Source organism: Achromobacter sp. ESBL13 (assembly GCF_036668755.1).
Lineage (GTDB): Bacteria > Pseudomonadota > Gammaproteobacteria > Burkholderiales > Burkholderiaceae_B > Achromobacter.
In genome coordinates this window covers 986,465-1,003,273 of record NZ_JAZEVT010000001.1, presented here as the reverse complement: position 1 = coordinate 1,003,273, position 16,809 = coordinate 986,465, and the positions used below count along the sequence as shown (strand labels likewise).

Below are 16,809 nucleotides of genomic sequence, written 5' to 3'. Positions count from 1 at the left end.
TTGGATGCGGCCACACGGGTGGGAACACGGGTGGGAACACGGGTGCGGACACGGGTGCGAACACGGGTTCGAACGCGCGCTGAAATATGCAGCGGAATTCGTCCGAGGAACAGGACTTGCTGGTGCCCGGCGGGTATCTCAGCCGAAGGACGTCACCCCCTCTTGCGCCCTACCGCCCGCCCTCCCCTCATCCTGCTTGGCGCCGCCGCGCTGTCGTTGCTGGCGGCGTGTGGGGACGAGCGTCCGCCCTTGGCGCAGAACGTGTCCGCTGATGCCTTGCCCCGTAGCGCCGACGCCGCGCGCGGACGCCAGTTGGTGGCAAACCACGGTTGCCTGGCCTGCCACGCCGTGCCTACCGTGCGCGGTCCGGCGTCCGCCGTAGGGCCGCCCTTGGGAAATGTGGGCCGTCAAGCCTATCTGACCGGGCTCCTGCCGAATACGCCCGCCAACCTCGTCCGCTGGCTGATGGACCCGCCCGCCATCAATCCCCGCACCGCCATGCCCAATGTCGGCTTGAGCCGGGCCGAAGCCGAGGACATTGCCGCGTTCCTGCTAAGCCTGCCCAAAGGCCAGGAGGCGCGATGAGACGATGGCCCCGTATCGCCGCCTGGTGTGTCGCCGCGTTGGTGCTTGCGGGCGCGGCGCTGGGCAGCGCCACCGTCTACTTCGGCTGGTATGACGTCAGCGCCACCGGTCCGCACACCGTGCCTGTGTACGCTTTGCTGGACGTGGCGTCCACGCGGTCGGTGAAGCTGCGGTCGGCGGATATCGACGTGCCCGACCTGGACAGCCCGGATCGCATACGGCGCGGCGATGCGCTGTACCGGGCGCAATGCGCGCAATGCCATGGCGGCCCGGGCCAGGCGCCCGAGCCCTACGCGCTGGGGCTGAATCCCGCGCCCCCGCCGCTGGTGACCAGCGCACGGGAGCGACCGGCGGCCGAGGTGTTCTGGATCATCCGGCACGGCATCAAGATGACCGGCATGCCCGCCTGGCAGTACCGCATGACGGACGAGCAAATCTGGGACGTGGTGGGCTACATGCGGGTGCTGCCGACGCTGTCGCCACAGCAGTATCGCGATGGCGCACCGTCAGGCGGGCCTGCTTCGAGCTTGGCATCCGCATCGACTTCGCCCTCTTCGTCCGCTACCGCAACGCCGCCGGGCGACATGCGCGTAGGCGACATGCGCGTAGGCGACGCCAAGGCCGGGCGCGCCGCGTTGCAGCAGTATCTGTGCGTGACCTGCCACGCCATTCCGGGCGTGCCGGGCGCGCGCCACTATGTGGGCCCGTCGCTGGACGGCATGGCGGACCGGTCGCGCATTGCCGGCGTCGTGCCGAATTCGCCCGACTACATGCAGCGTTGGTTGATGGATCCGCAAGGCATCAAGCCGGGCACGGCCATGCCCGCGCTGGGGTTGCGCGAGCAGGATGCGCGCGACATCGCGGCGTTTTTGCAGACGCTGTCAAATTTTGAATAGCAGATTGCCGCCGTCACGCCAGCAAGGCCTCGGCCCCCACCTGCAACAGCTTTCGGTCGCCTACGCGCAACGCCGTCAGCACGCCGCCCGTCACGCAGCCGGTGTCCAGGCAGGTAACGTCACGCCGTACCAACAAGCCCAGCGTGGCCCAGTGGCCAAACAGGATGGGCGTGTCGGCGCAGGCCCGCTCCGGCACATCGAACCACGGCAAGCTGCCTGACGGCCAATGGCCGGGGGTGGCCTTGGCGCCCAGCGCCATGGCGCCATCGCGCGTGCACAGCCGCATGCGCGTGAACGCCCCCACGATGAATCGAAGCCGGGCGTCGCCGTGCAATTTTTGCGTCCAGGCGCGCGGCGAGCCGCCGTGCAAGGCGTGCATCGCATCGCGCCAGCGATCACCGCGCAGCGGCACCTGTGCCTCGTCGGCCAGCGCCTGCGCGGTGCGCATGTCCCAGCTGGGGTAGATGCCGGCATGCACCAGCACGTGGCCGGCTTCCACGTGCATCAGCGGACGGTGCCGCAGCCAGTGCAGTAACTCGCCCGCGTCGGGCGCCGCAAGCAGTTCGTCCAGCGTGTCGCGCCGCCCGGGCCGGATGCAGCCGGCCGCGATTCCCAACGCGCGCAGATCGTGATTGCCCAGTACCACCGTCGCCCGTGCACCCAGCGCCATGACGCGTCGCAGCGTGGCGGCGGAATCCGGGCCCCGGTTGATCAGGTCGCCCACGAACCACAACCGGCATTGCGGATCGTCGGCGATTTCGGGGCGTGCCAGCAAGGCGTCCAAGGAATCCACGCAGCCGTGCACATCGCCGATCACCCAGATCGACGGCGGGTTGGGTGACGCCTGCGTGTCCATGTTTGCCCCGCCGTCGCCGAGAGTCCGTCAGGCGAAATCGCCCTCGCCCAACTGGATGGGGCCGTCGGCGGGCACCCCCTGTGCGCGTTGGGCGGCGTCTTGCAGCGCTTGGGCAGCGTTTTCGAATGCATGCAGCAGTTCAGTGGCGGTGTCGTCCGCCGCGCCGAAGCGGCGCCGCAATACGTCGCCCGAAATTTCAAATTGCCGCGTGACGCCGCCTGTTTCCATGTTGAACAGGACAGCATCGCCTTGCGTGTGCGCACCGGTGGCTTTGGTGAATTTCATGGGATCGTTCCTCCTTGATTGTTAAGGCTCGGCAGGTTGTCTGGCGCTTGATGCTTGGGTGACCGCTGCTGGAGCGACCGCGGCTTCACCCGCCTTCATCGGCCAGGCGCTTGGCGCGGGCCAGCGCCTGGACAATGGCGTGGTAAGCGGCGTCCCGGCTTTCGTGGCTGGGGCTGCGCAACGCAAATGACGGGTGGTAGGTGGCCAGCACCCGGGTGTCGCCGCGCTTCATCACGTGGCCCATGGCGTCTTTCAGCGTCCGCTTGGCGTCCTGCATCACGGCGCCCAGGGCGGTGGCGCCCAGCGCCACGATGACGCTGGGCCGGATGTCGTCCAGCTCTTGATCCAGCCAGTACGAGCAGGCGCGAATCTCGACCTGGGCGGGCGACTTGTGCATACGGCGCTTGCCGCGCAGCTGCCACTTGAAGTGCTTCACGGCGTTGGTCACATAGACCGCCTGGCGCTCTACGCCGGCCTCGGCCAAGGCCTTGTCCAGCAGCGCGCCGGCCGGGCCGACGAAAGGCAGCCCGGCCAGGTCTTCCTTATCGCCGGGCTGCTCGCCGACCAGCATGATGCTTGCGCGGCGTCCGCCTTCGCCCCCCACCGCCTGGGTGGCGTTCCGCCACAAACCGCAGCGCCGGCAGTCGTCCAGCTTGCGGGGCTGCTGATCGGGGTCGATGTCCCCGTCAGCGCCGTCGGTGGGTGTGGCATTGGCGTTCATGGCTTGCGCGCGGTTATTCCCGACCGCCGCCGATGGCGGTGTCGCCAGTGGCGGTGGATTCCCCCGCGCCGCCCTTGCCCGCGATACGGATGCGGTTGTCAACGTCTTGCACGCCCGCGCAGGCGTCGGTGCAGTCTTCAATGCGGTGCTTGGTGCGGCGATCCGGCGCGGTGCCTTCCAGCGTTACGCGGCCATCGGTCACGCTGACGGACACGTCGCTGACGTCCAGCCCGCTATGCGCCAGGTATTCGCAAACGTTTTCCCGCACGCGCTCGTCGGACCGGGTGTAGCCCTTGGGGTCGGTTCGGAACGAGCCCCGGTCGCGCCAGGCGGTGGGGCCGCGGTTGTAGCCGCCCCGTTCGGCGGTTTCGAACGACACGCCGGTCTCGTCGCCCCCGCGCGGACGGTCACCGTAGTAGCCGCCTTCTTCGTCGCCGTAGGACGTGGGGCCGGAGTAGGACGGGTTGCGCGACCCATACACCTGCTCGCGCTGGAAGGACGGGTCTTCATTGCGAAAGCCGCCGTAGCTGCTTTGGCCGGGGTCGGCGCTGCGGCTGCGCAATCCGCCGCGCGACTCGCGCGCGCCGGGTGCGGGCCGATTGCCGTCGCCCTGGTAGCCGTACGAGGGCGCGGGGTCGTGCCAGGGTTCCTGATCACCGGCGCCACGGTTGCCGCGCCCTTGACCTTGCGAGCCGGGATGGCGATAGGGGTCCCGATTGGGATCGCGATACGGATCGCCTTGGGAGCGGCCGCGCTGGTGGGCCTGCCGGTACGGATCACCCCGCCCGGCGTCGGCGCCCGGATCGCGTTCGAAGTCATCGTCATACCGGGGCGTGTACCTGGGGTCACGGTTCATTGTGAGTCTCCTGTGAAGGTGGGTCCTGCCTCGCACGAACCGGGGTGTGGCCCGTGCGGGCGCCTGCCGGGTACGCAGCAAGTGGTGTGCCGCACGGCTGGAAGGACGCGTTGCGCGGTGCGTCGGGTCCTTTTGCCTGCCGCGGCCAGGCCGGTTTGTGGTGGAGCCACCTGCCCGGCACTTCTTACAACGGCGGTAATAAGTGCCGGGTCGGCCAGGCGAGGCTATGCGCCTGACGGCGGCCAGCCGATCGGCACCACGTTGCCGTCGACGCAAGCCGCCAACCGCTGCCCAACCTGCCCCGCCTGTCCTGCTTGCACGGTCACGGTGTAGCCGCCCGTGAAGTCCGAGAACGCCGGCAGAACGGTGATACCCGTTTGCAGCCAGAACGCCGGCCAATGGCGGGGCACGCCGGGCAAGCGGGTCTTGGGATGTACGTGGCCAGCGATGACGTGGCGGCCTTGCGGGTCGGCCTTGGGGATATGCCGGAACAAAAACGGGCCGTCGGCCTGCTCATCCCCCAGCTGCCGCATGCCCAATGCAGCGCCTTCCAGCGCGCGGTCGTGATTGCCGATCAGCACCGCCACGTCAAGTTCGGCATGGGCGCGGCGCCACTGCGCCCAGTCATCGCGCCACTCGGCCTGCGACATCGGCCCATGCAGCACATCCCCCACAATCCACAACTGCTGCGCGCCGGTGTCGTGAACCAGCCGCGTCAGCCGGTCCAGGTCGGCCTGCGTGGCGCCGCGCGGCACGGCGATGCCGGCCTGACGGAACACGTGGCCCTTGCCCAGATGCAGGTCGGCGATGACCAGGCGCGCGCGGGCCGGCCAGTACAGCGCGCGTTCGCCCAGCAGCAGCACGGGTTCGCCGGCCAGCGTCATGGGCAAGGCGTGCGCCGACGGATCATCCTGCAATTCGGGCATAGCGTTTCTCTAGTTGGGCGGCGGCGCGCTTGACCCGGGCCTGCCAGCTTTCGGTACTGAGCTGCCCGCGCAGGCTTTCGGTCCACAGCGGAAACGACAGCGGCGTCAGCGCGCGGGGCGTGCACAGGTCCAGCGCGCGCATCTGGCAATCTTCCAACGCCGCCATCAGCCGGGGCGCTTCCAGCTGGTTGTCGAACACTTCGCGTTCGGCCTGCGCCAGCAAAAGGTGGTCGGGATCGTAGCGGCGCAGCACGTCGTACAGCAGGCCGCTGGACGCCTGCACCTGGCGCAGCGAACGTGTAGCCCTGCCGGGCAACGACGGGGTCAACAAGCCGGCCACTCGGGCAATCTCGCGGAACTGCCGCCGCGCCAGTTCGCCCAGGTTCACCCCATCGCGCAGATCGGCGGCCATGTCATGGGGGCTGAGCAGTTGGCGCAGCAAGGCTTCGTCCAGCGTTGCGGGCTCGGCCAGCGTCAACATCAGGCCGTAGTCATTGACCGTATAGGAAAAGGTGTTGGCATGGCGCCGGCCCCAGCGCAGCGCCATCATGGCGGCCATGCCTTCGTGCACGGCACGGCCCGCGAACGGAAACAGGAACAGATGCATGCCGCGCCGCGTAGAGATCTGTTCGGCCAGCAGGCGACCCGGGGCCGGCAGCGCGCTGGCCTGGCGCTGGATGCGCAGCAGCGGCTCAACGGCGCGCATCTCGGGGTGATCGCCGGGATCGGCATACAGGCGTTGCACTTCGCGCGCCAACTGAGTGGACAGCGGCATGCGCCCACCCTGCCACGTGGCCACCGGCCCATCGCCGCCCTTGGCGCGCCGTACGTAGGCCGTCATGCCTTCCAGCCGCGCAAGCTCCAGCGTGCGGCCAGCGAATTGAAAGCGGTCGCCCGGGCGCAGCCGGGCCAGAAAGCCCTCTTCCACCGACCCCAGGCTGCCGCCGCGCAGGTACTTCACCGACACCGCGCCGTCGGCCGTGATGGTGCCGATGGACAGCCGATGGCGCAACGCGATGCGGCGGTCGTGGACGCGGTAGCAGCCGTCGTCATCCTTTTCAACGCGGCGAAATTCCGGGTAGTTGGACAAGGCGCGACCGCCCTGCACGATGAAGTCCAGCACGGCCTGCCAGGTGGGCGCGTCCAGCGCGGCATAGGCGTGCGTGCCGCGCACTTCCTCGTACAGCGCGTCCGCCTCGAAGCCGCCGCCCAATGCCAACGTGACGGCGTGCTGCGCCAGCACGTCCAGGCTGCCACGCGGCGGTGGCCGCGATTCGATATCGCCGCGCGCGATGGCCTGACGGGCGGCGGCGTATTCCACCAGTTCCAGCGCCTGCGCCGGCACGCACACCACATGGCCGGACTCGCCGGGCCGGTGCTTGGCGCGGCCGGCCCGTTGCAGCAGCCGGGCCACGCCTTTGGGGCTGCCTACCTGCAACACCTGATCCACCGCCGGAAAGTCCACGCCCAGGTCCAGGCTGGAGGTGGCCACCACGCAGCGGATGCTGCCGTCGCGCAGGCCCTGTTCCGCGCGGGTGCGCAGCTTGGGGTCCAGTGAGCCGTGGTGCAGCGCCAGCGTGGCGGGGTCTTCGGGCCAGATGGATTCCAACGCGCGATGCCATAGCTCGGCCTGCGCGCGAGTGTTGGTAAACAGCAAGGTGGCGCGCACGTCGAACAGCCGCTTGTACACGCGCGCCAGTTGCGACAGGCCCAGGTGCCCCGCCCACGGCAGCGCGGCGCTGCGCTCGGGCAGCAAGGTGGACAGCGTCACCTTGCGCGGCCGCGCGCCGGACACCACCGCACTGTTCGGCTGATGCGGCAACAACACGTCGCGGGCTTCATCCAGATTGCCCAGCGTGGCGGACAGGCCCCACATGCGCACGTCGGGCGACAGGCGGCGCAGCCGTGCCAGACACAGCTGCAACAACACGCCGCGCTTGTTGCCCAGCAGTTCGTGCCATTCGTCCACCACGATGCAACGCAGCGCCCGAAAGCGCGACGACGCGTCCGCGTACGACAACAGCAGCGCCAGGGATTCCGGGGTGATGACCAGCACATCGGCCTTGCCCTGGCGCGCCAGCCGTTTGTCGCGGGCGCTGGCGTCGCCGGTGCGCAAGGCCACCGTCCAGCCCAGAGCCAGGTCCGCCACCGTGTCGGCCAGGGCGCGCGCCGTGTCGGTGGCCAGCGCCCGCAGCGGCGTCACCCACAGCACGCGCGGCCCCGCGCCCGTCGTGGGTGTGGCGCCGGCAGGATCGGCCAGCGCTTGCAGCATCGGCCCGCCAAACGCCGCCAGCGTCTTGCCGCTGCCGGTGGGGGTATGCAGCAGGCCGGATTCGCCGGCCAGGTAACGCTTCCAGGTCTCTTTCTGAAAAGCCGCCGGGCGCCAGCCGCGCGCGTTGAACCAGGCCGACAGCGGCGCTTCCCAGCCGCGCGGGGGTGCCGTCATCGCGCCAGCGCCTTCAGCGTGTCCAGCTGGTCGGCCTGGTCGGCGGGCTTGTCGCGCCGCCATCGCAGGATGCGCGGAAAGCGCACCGCCACGCCCGATTTATGGCGCTTGGACAAGTTGACGCCTTCAAACCCAAGCTCAAACACCTGCACCGGGTCCACCGAGCGCACCGGGCCGAAGCGTTCACGCGTGTGCGCGCGCAGCCAGCGGTCCAGCTCCAGGATTTCCTTGTCGTCCAGGCCCGAGTAGGCCTTGGCGATGGGCACCAGGGCATCGCCCTGCCACAGGCCGAAGGTGTAGTCGGTGTATAGCGTGCTGCGCCGGCCGTGGCCGGATTGGGCATAGAGCAGGACGGCGTCGATGGTCAGCGGGTCGATCTTCCACTTCCACCAATCGCCGCGCCGCCGCCCGCTTTGGTACGGGGCCGAGGCGCGCTTCAGCATGAAGCCTTCGACATCGCGTTCGCGCGATTCCAGGCGCAAGGCGGCGGCGGCTTCCCAACTGTCGGGCGATACCGCCGGCGATAAGGACAGGCGCGGGTCGGGGTGTTGCCGCAGCAGCGTTTCCAGCATGGCGCGGCGTTCAGACTGGGGCCGGTCGCGCAGGTCGGCGCCGTCAAGCTCAAGCAGGTCATAAGCCAGCATGCGCACGGGGGCTTGCGCCAGCCACTTGGGGCCGGGCTTGAGCCGCTGGATGCGGGTTTGCAACGCGGAAAACGGCATCGGGCCGCCGGCGTCTTCCTGCCAGGCCAGCAGTTCGCCGTCCAGTACGCAGTCCACCTGCAAAGCGTGGGCGGCGGTCTCCACTTCAGGGAATCGTCCGTCCAGCCGCTCTTCCCCGCGCGACCACAGCGCCACTTCGCCATGGCGGCGGATGAGCTGGGCGCGGATGCCGTCCCACTTCCATTCGATCAGCCAGTCGTCGATGGGGCCGAGCATGGCCGGGTCCGCTTCCAGGGGCGAGGCCAGGAAGAACGGGTACGGCTGCTGGCGGTCGCCGGGCAGCGCCTCGGCGCTGAGCAGATCGCGCAGGAAGGCCGGGCTGGGCGTCCACGTGCCCAGCATGCGCTGCGCGATCCGGGCGATGGGCACGCCCGACATGTCGGCCAGCGCCTGCTGCACCATGCGTTGCGAGACGCCGACCCGCAGCGCGCCCGTCAGCATTTTGTTGAACACCAGCCTTTCCGCCAGCGCCATGCCGCGCCAGGCGGCCACGATGATGTCGCGGCGTTCGGACTCGTCGCGGTTGGCAATGGGCAGCAGCACTTCTTCGATCCAGTCGGCCAGGCCGCGTTCAGGGTCGGCGTGGGCGGAGTCCGGGTCGGGCATCAACAGGGCCAGGGTCTCCGCCAGGTCGCCGACCTGGTCGTAGCTGGCGTCCACCAGCCACGCCGGGGTATCCGAGGCGGCGGAAATCCACGCGCGCAATTCGGCCGACCCGGCGATCTTGCGGCGTGCGCTGGTGATCTTGCCGCCCGCCAGCAGATACAGCGCCCACACGGCGTCGCGCGGCGGCGCGTCGCGAAAATACGCCACCAGCGCCGCTCGCTTGTCCAAGGTGGCGGTGCTACGGTCCAGTTCCTGATACAGCGCTGCAAATCGCTTCATGCCGGGGTGGGCCTCCTGTGGGTTGCCTTGGCCGTGTTAATCGTCTTCGCCGTACTGGGTGGCCAGGGTTTCGGCCGCCGTGCCGGTTTCGTTCAGGATGCGGACCAGCGCGTCCGTGTCGCCATGGGTGGCGATGACGCGGCGCGCGCCGGTCTCGCGGATGGTGCGCAGCAAGGCCGGCCAGTCGGCGTGGTCCGACACGACAAAGCCCCGGTCCATGTTGCGGCGCCGACGGTTGCCGCGCAGCCGCATCCAGCCGGACGCAAAGCCATGCTGCGCCTTGCGAAAGCGCCGCAACCAGCTGCTGCCGGCGGCGGACGGCGGCGCCAGGATCAGTTCACCGGCAAAGCCGGCTTTGGCGACGGCGGCCGCGTCGGCAAGCGCGGCGGCAGCGGCCGCCGCGGCAGCGGCCGCCGCGGGATCGCCCGCCGCGGGGTCGCCCGCCGCGGGATCGCCCGTCGCCGGACCGCCCGCCGCAGCCCCCGCCCGCGTACCGCTTGTGTCAATCACCAGGCGGGTGTCGGCCATGGCGATGCCGGCTTGGCGGTACACGTCCACCCCGGCCGCGATGGCGCCGTGCAGGTAGACGGGCCGGTCAATCCATGGGGCCAGTTCCGCCAACACGCGCTGCGCCTTGCCCAGCGCGTAGCAATAGAGGATGGCGGCCTCGCCACGGGCTGCGCAATGATCGCGCCATTGGACGATGTCGCGCGCCACGTCCGACGTGTCGGGCCAGCGGTAGATGGGCAAGCCGAAGGTGGCTTCGGTGATGAAGGTGTCGCAGGGCACGACTTCAAACGGGGCGCAGGTGGGATCCGGCTGGCGCTTGTAGTCGCCCGACACCACCCACACCTGGCCGTCGACTTCGATGCGCACCTGGGCGGACCCCAGCACGTGCCCCGCCGAATGCAAGGACACGCGCGCATTGCCCAACGTGAAGGATTCGCCGTATTCATGCACCCGGTAATCCTGCTGCCCCAGCCGCCATTGCAGAATCGGCAAGCCTTGCGCGCTGGTGTGATAACAGCCCATGCCCGCGCGGGCGTGGTCGCCATGGCCGTGCGTCAACACGGCCGTGGCGACCGGCCGCCAGGGGTCGATGTAAAACCGGCCGGCCGGGCAGTACAGGCCTTCAGGCCGCAATTGCACGACATCCTGCATCGATCGCCTCCGGGCATGAGTTGTGCTGATAACGAGGTTGCCTGTCTTAGTCACGATACTTCAAGAGGTCTTATGCGCACGAAGCACATTCTGCTGTTCCTGGTACTGGTTGTCGTTCTGTCCGTGGCGATGTCGATGGCGCCATGGTGAGGTAATACGCGGTGCGCGCGGGGCGCTAGCCGGTGCTGTCGCCCGCGCCCCAGCCGCCGCGCAGCGCGCTGGCAAAGCCGCCTTCCACGCGCGAATGCGGGCGCGCACTGGTCAGGACGCGCGGCAGGTTCGACCAGGCAATGCGCGCCCCGCCCTGCTGCAACCTATTTACCAGCGCCTGGTCCTCGCTGCATGGCAGCGCATCAAAGCCGCCAATGCGGCGATACGCGTGCGCGGCCACGCCCAGGTTGGCCCCGTGCACATGGCGGTGCCCGTCCTTATCCTGATAAGCCCTTTCAAATGCCTGCCGCGCGCGCTGCGCGTGCACGCCGTGCTCGCTCCAGCCCGACACGCCGACGGTGCCGCACACGACCTCGGCATTCAATGACAGCTGATCCACCAGCCAGCGTCGCGACACGCGGGTATCCGCGTCGGTAAACGCCAGCCATCGCGCGCCCGCGCGCAACAGGTGGCGGGCGCCTTGGGCACGCGCGACGCCGACGTTACGCGCTTGAATGGCCAGGCATTGCACCGGATGGTGGCGCAGCCGTTCGGCCGTGCCGTCCTCGCAATGGTCCAGCACCACGACGATGCGCACGGCCTCGGCGCGCAGTTCCGGGTGGTGCGCCGCGCGCAGCACGGCGCGCAGGCAGGCGTCGATATGCTGTTCTTCGTTATGCGCGGGAATACAGATACCGATCATGCGTCATCCTTCCGCTGTCGTTGCCAGCCGTTCAGCAGGAAAACGTCTTCCCGGTATTCGAACAGCAGGGTCATGCCGGGCAAAGAGCCCAGCGCGTCATGCAAGGCGTCGGTGGCCTGTTGGCGGTCGTCGAAATCGGGCCGCAGATGGCAGGCAACCAGTTCCCCGCCGGCGGCCAGGCAGCCGTCGATGCCTTGCAAAAACGCCGTCAGGGCGGTGTCGTCAAGGTAGTACCCCAGCTCGGACACGATGATGAGGTCAAAGCCGCCATCGGGCACGGGGGGCCATTCGCGGGGCAGCTCCAGCGCCAACGCCTCGACATGGGCCATGCCCTGCTCGTGGAGACGCGCGCGGCAGCGGTCGATGGCGGTGCCGGCAAAATCCACGGCGCATACGTGCCGGCATCGGGCTGCCAGCGGCAGCGTCAGGTCGCCGTTGCCACAGCCCGGCTCGAACGCGTGCGCGTATTCCTCGCGCGCCAGCGAGGCCAGCAACAAAGCGCGCTTGCGTCGCTCGTACCAGGCGCTGGCGATGCGCCAAGGGTCGGGATGCTGCCGGTACAGGGCCTCGAAATGGTCCACGCCTACAGTTGCCATGGGGTTTGCTCCGTGCGAACGATGAGACCCAGCGCGGCCTGGTCGCGTTCGGCGTGGCTTTGCCGGATGAACACCGGCAGGTCGGCCATTACCTGGGCAAAGCCGGCATTGCGGCACAACGGCCCCGCGCCCAAGGCGCGCCCCGCCCGCGCAATGACATCGGTGGCGGCGGCTTCCACCGCCAGCCGCGCGCGGGCGCAGGCCAGCGCGCAGGTGTCTTGGGGATTGGCGTCGATGGCGGCGGCGGTCTCGCGCAGGACGGCGCGTGCCTGGTCCAACGCCACGTCGATCGCGCCCATATGCGCCAGACGGTGCGGGTCGACAGAGTGCGCCGGTATGGCCGCCTGGACGGCAGCGGCGATCCGCGTCAGCGCGCCGTACCAGCACGCCGCCACGCCCACGCCGCCGCGCAGGAAGCCGGGCCGGTCCACGTAAGCGCCGGGTGCGCCCACCGGCATACAGACGGCGTCGTTGAACACCACGTTCACGCTGGCCGACGCCCGCATTCCTACGGCGTGCCAGCCCTCGTCGGTAACGGTAACGCCCGGTTGGTGCATCGCCACGGCGGCCAGACACGGCCTGCCGGCCTCGTCCCACGCGCTGACCAAGGCGTGGCTGACCGTGGCCGCGCCGGAACACCAGGCTTTCACGCCACGCAGGCGCGCGGTGGGGTGTGGAGCGGGCTCGTGCGTGGCATTCGCGCCAGGGGGCCGCAGGCCGTTTTTGCCTTCCTCTATGCCCGCCTCTTTGCCACTCTCTTTGCCACAAAGCAGGCTGACACGGAAGTCCGGCGGTTCGGCGCACCACACGCCCCAGATACTGCCCGGTGCGGCGTAGTTTGCGAGGGGCGTGGCGGCGTGCATTTCGGCCAGGATTGCCAACGCGTCCGTGTGTCCTTCATAAAGCTTGACCAGGCTCAGGTCGATGGCGGCCACCGCGGCCAAAACCTGCCACCGGGCCAGCGTGGCGCCGCCACCGGGCAGCGGCAATTGGTCATATCCAACCTGCACCAGCTGGCGCAGGGCCGCCCCGGGGTCGATCGGGGCGGCAAGTTCGCCCAGCAATCGGGTAATTTGCGACGGCAATCCGGCGGCGCCCGTCATGAGGCCCCGCGCTCAAAGCCAAGCGCGTCCATCGCAGGCCCCACCGCTTGCGGCGCATAGTCGTCCCACGGGGTGTTGGCCGAATCCAGCCGTTCGTGAATGTTGCTGATGGTCCAGTGCGCACCGCTGGACAGCTTGTCCAGTTCATCCCACGTGACGGGCACCGATACGCCCAGGCCGGGCCGTGCCCGCGCCGACCACGCCGACACGGTGGTGGCGCCAAAGCCGTTGCGCAGATAGTCCACAAAGATTTTGCCCACGCGGTTCTTCGGACCGCTCTTGGACACGAATATCTGCGGCAGGGTGCGGGCCAGATGCACCACCACGGCTTGGGCGAACGACTTGATGGTGTCCCAATCGTATTGGCGGCGCAGCGGCACCACGACGTGCAGGCCCTTGCCGCCGCTGGTTTTCAGCCAGCTTTGCAGGCCCAGTTCGTCCAGCATGGTGTGCACCAGCCGCGCGGCCTGCTGCATCGTCGCCCACTTGACCCCTTCGCCCGGGTCCAGGTCGAACAGCACGCGATCGGGCTTGTCGATGGCCGTCTTCACGGCATTCCAGGTATGGAATTCCACCACGTTCATCTGCACGGCCGACATGATGGCTTCGGGCGTGGGCACCTCCAGCAACGGCGGATGATCCGGGTCCAGCCGGTTGGGTAAAGACTTGACGCCCGGCATCGCGGCTTCCAGGTGCTTCTGGAAAAACAATTGCCCGTCGATGCCGGCGGGCGCGCGCAGGAATGACACCGGGCGGCCCTTCAAATGTTCGACCATCAGGGGCGCAACCAGGCCGTAGAAGCGAGCCAGGTCCAGCTTGGTCAGCTTGGTGGACGGGTCGATCACGCGGTCCGGGTTGGTCAGCCGGGCCGGCTTGGCGCGCGCGGGGGCGGTGGGCTTGGGGCGGTCTGGCTGGGCACCGGCAGCCGTCTTTGTCTTCGTGTTCGTCTTGCGCGCCGGCGCTTTGCTGGAATCGGACGCCGGGTCCGCCTCGGGCGGGGGCGACGGCCGTTCGCGAGTGATCTGGCGCGCGGGCTTGTCTTGCCGTAAGCCCCGGAAGACGGAATGCCGGATATGCCCGCCGCTGGTCCATTCGCTGAACGAGACCTCGGCTACCAATTCCGGCTTGACCCACTGCACGCCTTTGGCCTGCGCGCCGCTGACGGACTTTTTGTCGGTCTGGATGGCGGCAAGCTGCTTGTGCAAGGCAAGCAGCCCCTGGGTGTCAAAGCCGGTGCCGACCTTGCCCGCATAGCGCAGCGAGCCATCGTCTTCGTGCACCGCCAGCAACAGCGCGCCCAACCCTTCCCTGCTGCCCTGCGGCGCGGTGTACCCCACGATGACAAATTCCTGCCGCTGGGCGCACTTGATCTTCAGCCAGCTATCCGTGCGCCGCGACACATAGGGCGCCGACGGCCGCTTGGCCATAATGCCTTCCAGCCCCATCTTGCAAGCCGAGGCCACCAGGTTGGACGGCGCTTCCTTGAAGGCCGCGCTAAAGCGCACGTGGTCGTCGTCGGAGGTTTCCATCAGCTGCGCCAGCAAGTCGCGGCGCACGGTCAGGGGTTCGTCGCGCAGGTCCCGCAAGCCGATATAGGGCAGGTCGAAGGCGTAAAACACGATGTCGCCGGTGCGGTCGTTGTCGAAGGCGTTTTGCAGCGCCTGAAAGCTGGGCACGCCCTGCTCGTTCAGCACCACCACTTCGCCATCCACCCATGCCCATTTGGCGGGAAGCCGGGCAAAAGCCTGGACGATGTGGGGCAGCTTGGCGCTCCAGTCGTGGCCGTTGCGGGTGTACAGCTTGACCGAATCGCCTTCGATGCGCGCCAGCAGGCGGTAGCCGTCAAACTTCAATTCGTAGAGCCATTCGTCGGGGTTCGGCGGCATCCCTTCGACCAGCGTGGCCAATTGGGGCTTGAAGGTATCGGGCAGGTCGGACGGGCGGCCCGGCAACCGGGCGTCGCCGGCGGTATCGGCATCGGAGCCCTCGTTGTCCCGCAGCGGCACCACGCTGTCCGGCATTTCATCGACCACGCTGAATTCGCGTTCCGGGCGGGCATGGGCGTCTCGGTCCTTGATCAGCAGCCACGGCGGCTGTTTGTCGTTTTCCTTGCCCTTCATGCGCACCAGCGCCCAGCGCCCCTGCATCTTTTTGCCTTGCAGGTCGAACTTCAGGTGGCCTTCGCGATAGCCCTTGCGCGCATCACCCACGGGGGTCCACACGCCCTCGTCCCAGATGATGACCTTGCCCGCGCCGTACTGCCCTTCCGGAATCTGGCCTTCAAACTGGTTGTAGGCAATGGGGTGGTCTTCCACCTGCACCGCCATGCGTTTGACCGACGGATCAAAGCACGGCCCCTTGGGCACCGCCCAGCTTTTCATGGCGCCGTCCAGCTCCAGCCGAAAGTCATAATGCAGCCGGCTGGCCCAGTGCTTCTGGATGACAAACGCGCGCGCCTCCTCATTGGCCTGCCCGCCCTCCATCGGCTCGGAGGTCACTTGGAAGTTGCGCTTCTGGCGATAGGTTTTAAGACTGTCGGCCATATCACGCCGCCTTGCGCGACCTGGTCGAGGTCTTTGCGCTCTTGGTGGTGGTCTTCTTCGAGGCCGACTTGGTGGGCGTCTTGGCGGAGGATTTGGCAGAGGTCTTGGACGCTGTCGTGCCCGACGCCGATTTCTTCGCGGCGGGCTTTTCCTTGCTGCCGCCCTTGGCCGCATCGCCGGACTTCTTCGCCCCGCCCTTCAAGCTGCGTTGCAGCAACTCCGTCAGGTCGATGACGTTATCGGCGTACGCGGGCGCTTCCTCTTGCGGCTCGATCACGGTTTCGGTCTTGCCGGCCTTCACCTTCTTGTCCACGAGTTCCATGACAGCGGCCTTGAACTCGTCCTTGTACTGTTCGGGGTCCCATTCGCCCGCCATATCCTCGACCAGCATCTGGGCCATTTTCAGCTCGCCGGCGCTGGGCGTCATGGCCTTGGAGCCCGCCTTGGGCAAGTCCAGGTCGTCCATGGACTTGACCTCGTCGCCCCACCGCATCAGGTTCAGCACCAGCGCATCGCCAGACGGAATCAGCGCGGCCAGATGCTGCTTGGTCTGGATGACTACCTTGGCGATGCCGATCTTGCCGGTCTTGGTCAGCGTGTCGCGCAGCAAGGCGTACACCTTCTGCCCTTTGTTGATGGGAGCGATGTAGTAGGGGCGCTCCAGATACACGAACGGCACGTCGCCGGCATCGACAAATTGCTGGATCTCGATGGTCTGCGTGGTGCGCGGGTAGGCGTCGTTGATTTCCTCGGGCGACAGGATCACGTACTGGCCGTCTTCGTATTCCACGCCCTTGACGATGTTGTCCTTGTCGATTTCCTTGCCGGTGCGCTTGTTGATGCGCTTGTAGCCGACCGGGTCCATCGAGCGCTTGTCGAGCCAGTCGAAGTCCACGCCGGAGTCGGTGGTGGCGGTGTGCAGGCCAACCGGTATATGGACGAGGCCAAACGAAATTGCCCCTTTCCAGATGGTTCTAGTTGCCATGATCAGCTCCTCTTTTTTACGCGCATCCCAGCAAGTGCCATGCCTGGGCCTGAACGTAAACAAAAGAAAAAAACCAGGGATTGCCGGACGGGTCCGCCGGGGCAGACCCAAGAATTTACTTTAACTATTTGACTTTAACGATGGGTTTTTCAGCTAGGTATTCAACGACTTAGCGCATGTTTATGATGTTGATTCCAACTGTGCGAAATGCACCACCGCGCGTACGCGGAGTTGGGAAAGGGAAAACCCGCAGAAACTTTTTCTGCTGCCGTCCAGTCGCAATTTGTTCTTGTTCAGGCAACTGTCAGACTGGCCCGCGTGGCTGGCTTCCGACCCTTTCCGCGAGGTTCCGATGACCCTGCCCTGCCCGCGCGTCGCCCCGCCGCGTTC

15 protein-coding genes are annotated in these 16,809 nt (G+C 67.8%); 2 read left to right on the top strand and 13 right to left on the bottom strand.

What is annotated here, in order from left to right; all coding sequences use genetic code 11:
• The first annotated feature begins 162 nt into the window (after positions 1-162).
• A complete protein-coding gene (locus tag V6F88_RS04655) occupies positions 163-585 on the top strand; it encodes a c-type cytochrome (RefSeq protein ID WP_332608185.1) in 423 nt (140 codons plus the stop codon).
• A complete protein-coding gene (locus V6F88_RS04650; protein ID WP_332608184.1) occupies positions 582-1,481 on the top strand; it encodes a c-type cytochrome in 900 nt (299 codons plus the stop codon). The genes V6F88_RS04655 and V6F88_RS04650 overlap by 4 nt, the downstream gene beginning before the upstream one ends.
• A 13-nt stretch (positions 1,482-1,494) precedes the next feature.
• Here the strand turns inward: V6F88_RS04650 and V6F88_RS04645 are convergent, their stop codons facing one another.
• From V6F88_RS04645 to ku, 13 genes are all read right to left on the bottom strand, one after another.
• Positions 1,495-2,337, bottom strand: coding sequence for a symmetrical bis(5'-nucleosyl)-tetraphosphatase (locus tag V6F88_RS04645; protein ID WP_332608183.1), 843 nt, complete (start codon positions 2,335-2,337; stop codon positions 1,495-1,497).
• A 27-nt stretch (positions 2,338-2,364) separates the two neighbouring features.
• Positions 2,365-2,622, bottom strand: coding sequence for a DUF1488 family protein (locus tag V6F88_RS04640; RefSeq protein ID WP_332608182.1), 258 nt, complete (start codon positions 2,620-2,622; stop codon positions 2,365-2,367).
• Between the two features lie 85 nt (positions 2,623-2,707).
• Positions 2,708-3,343, bottom strand: coding sequence for a UdgX family uracil-DNA binding protein (locus V6F88_RS04635; protein ID WP_332608181.1), 636 nt, complete (start codon positions 3,341-3,343; stop codon positions 2,708-2,710).
• Positions 3,344-3,356: 13 nt separating this feature from the next.
• Positions 3,357-4,199 carry a BON domain-containing protein gene (locus V6F88_RS04630; protein ID WP_332608180.1) on the bottom strand — a complete coding sequence of 281 codons (843 nt, stop codon included), beginning with the start codon at positions 4,197-4,199 and terminating at the stop codon, positions 3,357-3,359.
• Between the two features lie 224 nt (positions 4,200-4,423).
• Complete coding sequence (gene pdeM / locus V6F88_RS04625) at positions 4,424-5,125, bottom strand: ligase-associated DNA damage response endonuclease PdeM (RefSeq protein ID WP_332608179.1); 702 nt, start codon at positions 5,123-5,125, stop codon at positions 4,424-4,426.
• Entirely contained in the window at positions 5,106-7,571 is a 2,466-nt protein-coding gene (locus tag V6F88_RS04620; RefSeq protein WP_332608178.1) for a ligase-associated DNA damage response DEXH box helicase, read from the bottom strand. Before V6F88_RS04620 ends, pdeM begins: the two co-directional genes overlap by 20 nt.
• On the bottom strand, positions 7,568-9,178 hold the full coding sequence (locus tag V6F88_RS04615; RefSeq protein ID WP_332608177.1) for an ATP-dependent DNA ligase: 1,611 nt from the start codon (positions 9,176-9,178) through the stop codon (positions 7,568-7,570). Before V6F88_RS04615 ends, V6F88_RS04620 begins: the two co-directional genes overlap by 4 nt.
• A gap of 36 nt (positions 9,179-9,214) precedes the next feature.
• Positions 9,215-10,339, bottom strand: coding sequence for a DNA ligase-associated DEXH box helicase (locus V6F88_RS04610; protein ID WP_332608176.1), 1,125 nt, complete (start codon positions 10,337-10,339; stop codon positions 9,215-9,217).
• Between the two features lie 175 nt (positions 10,340-10,514).
• A complete protein-coding gene (locus V6F88_RS04605) occupies positions 10,515-11,192 on the bottom strand; it encodes a glycosyltransferase (protein ID WP_332608175.1) in 678 nt (225 codons plus the stop codon).
• The gene (locus V6F88_RS04600; RefSeq protein ID WP_332608174.1) at positions 11,189-11,788 is read right to left on the bottom strand and encodes a class I SAM-dependent methyltransferase; all 600 of its coding nucleotides are present in this window, start codon (positions 11,786-11,788) and stop codon (positions 11,189-11,191) included. The genes V6F88_RS04605 and V6F88_RS04600 overlap by 4 nt, the downstream gene beginning before the upstream one ends.
• On the bottom strand, positions 11,776-12,891 hold the full coding sequence (locus V6F88_RS04595; protein WP_332608173.1) for an acyl-CoA dehydrogenase: 1,116 nt from the start codon (positions 12,889-12,891) through the stop codon (positions 11,776-11,778). Before V6F88_RS04595 ends, V6F88_RS04600 begins: the two co-directional genes overlap by 13 nt.
• Complete coding sequence (ligD, locus tag V6F88_RS04590) at positions 12,888-15,434, bottom strand: DNA ligase D (protein ID WP_332608172.1); 2,547 nt, start codon at positions 15,432-15,434, stop codon at positions 12,888-12,890. The genes V6F88_RS04595 and ligD overlap by 4 nt, the downstream gene beginning before the upstream one ends.
• Before the next feature lies 1 nt (position 15,435).
• Positions 15,436-16,419 carry a non-homologous end joining protein Ku gene (ku, locus tag V6F88_RS04585; RefSeq protein WP_332608171.1) on the bottom strand — a complete coding sequence of 328 codons (984 nt, stop codon included), beginning with the start codon at positions 16,417-16,419 and terminating at the stop codon, positions 15,436-15,438.
• Between the last annotated feature and the right edge of the window lie 390 nt (positions 16,420-16,809).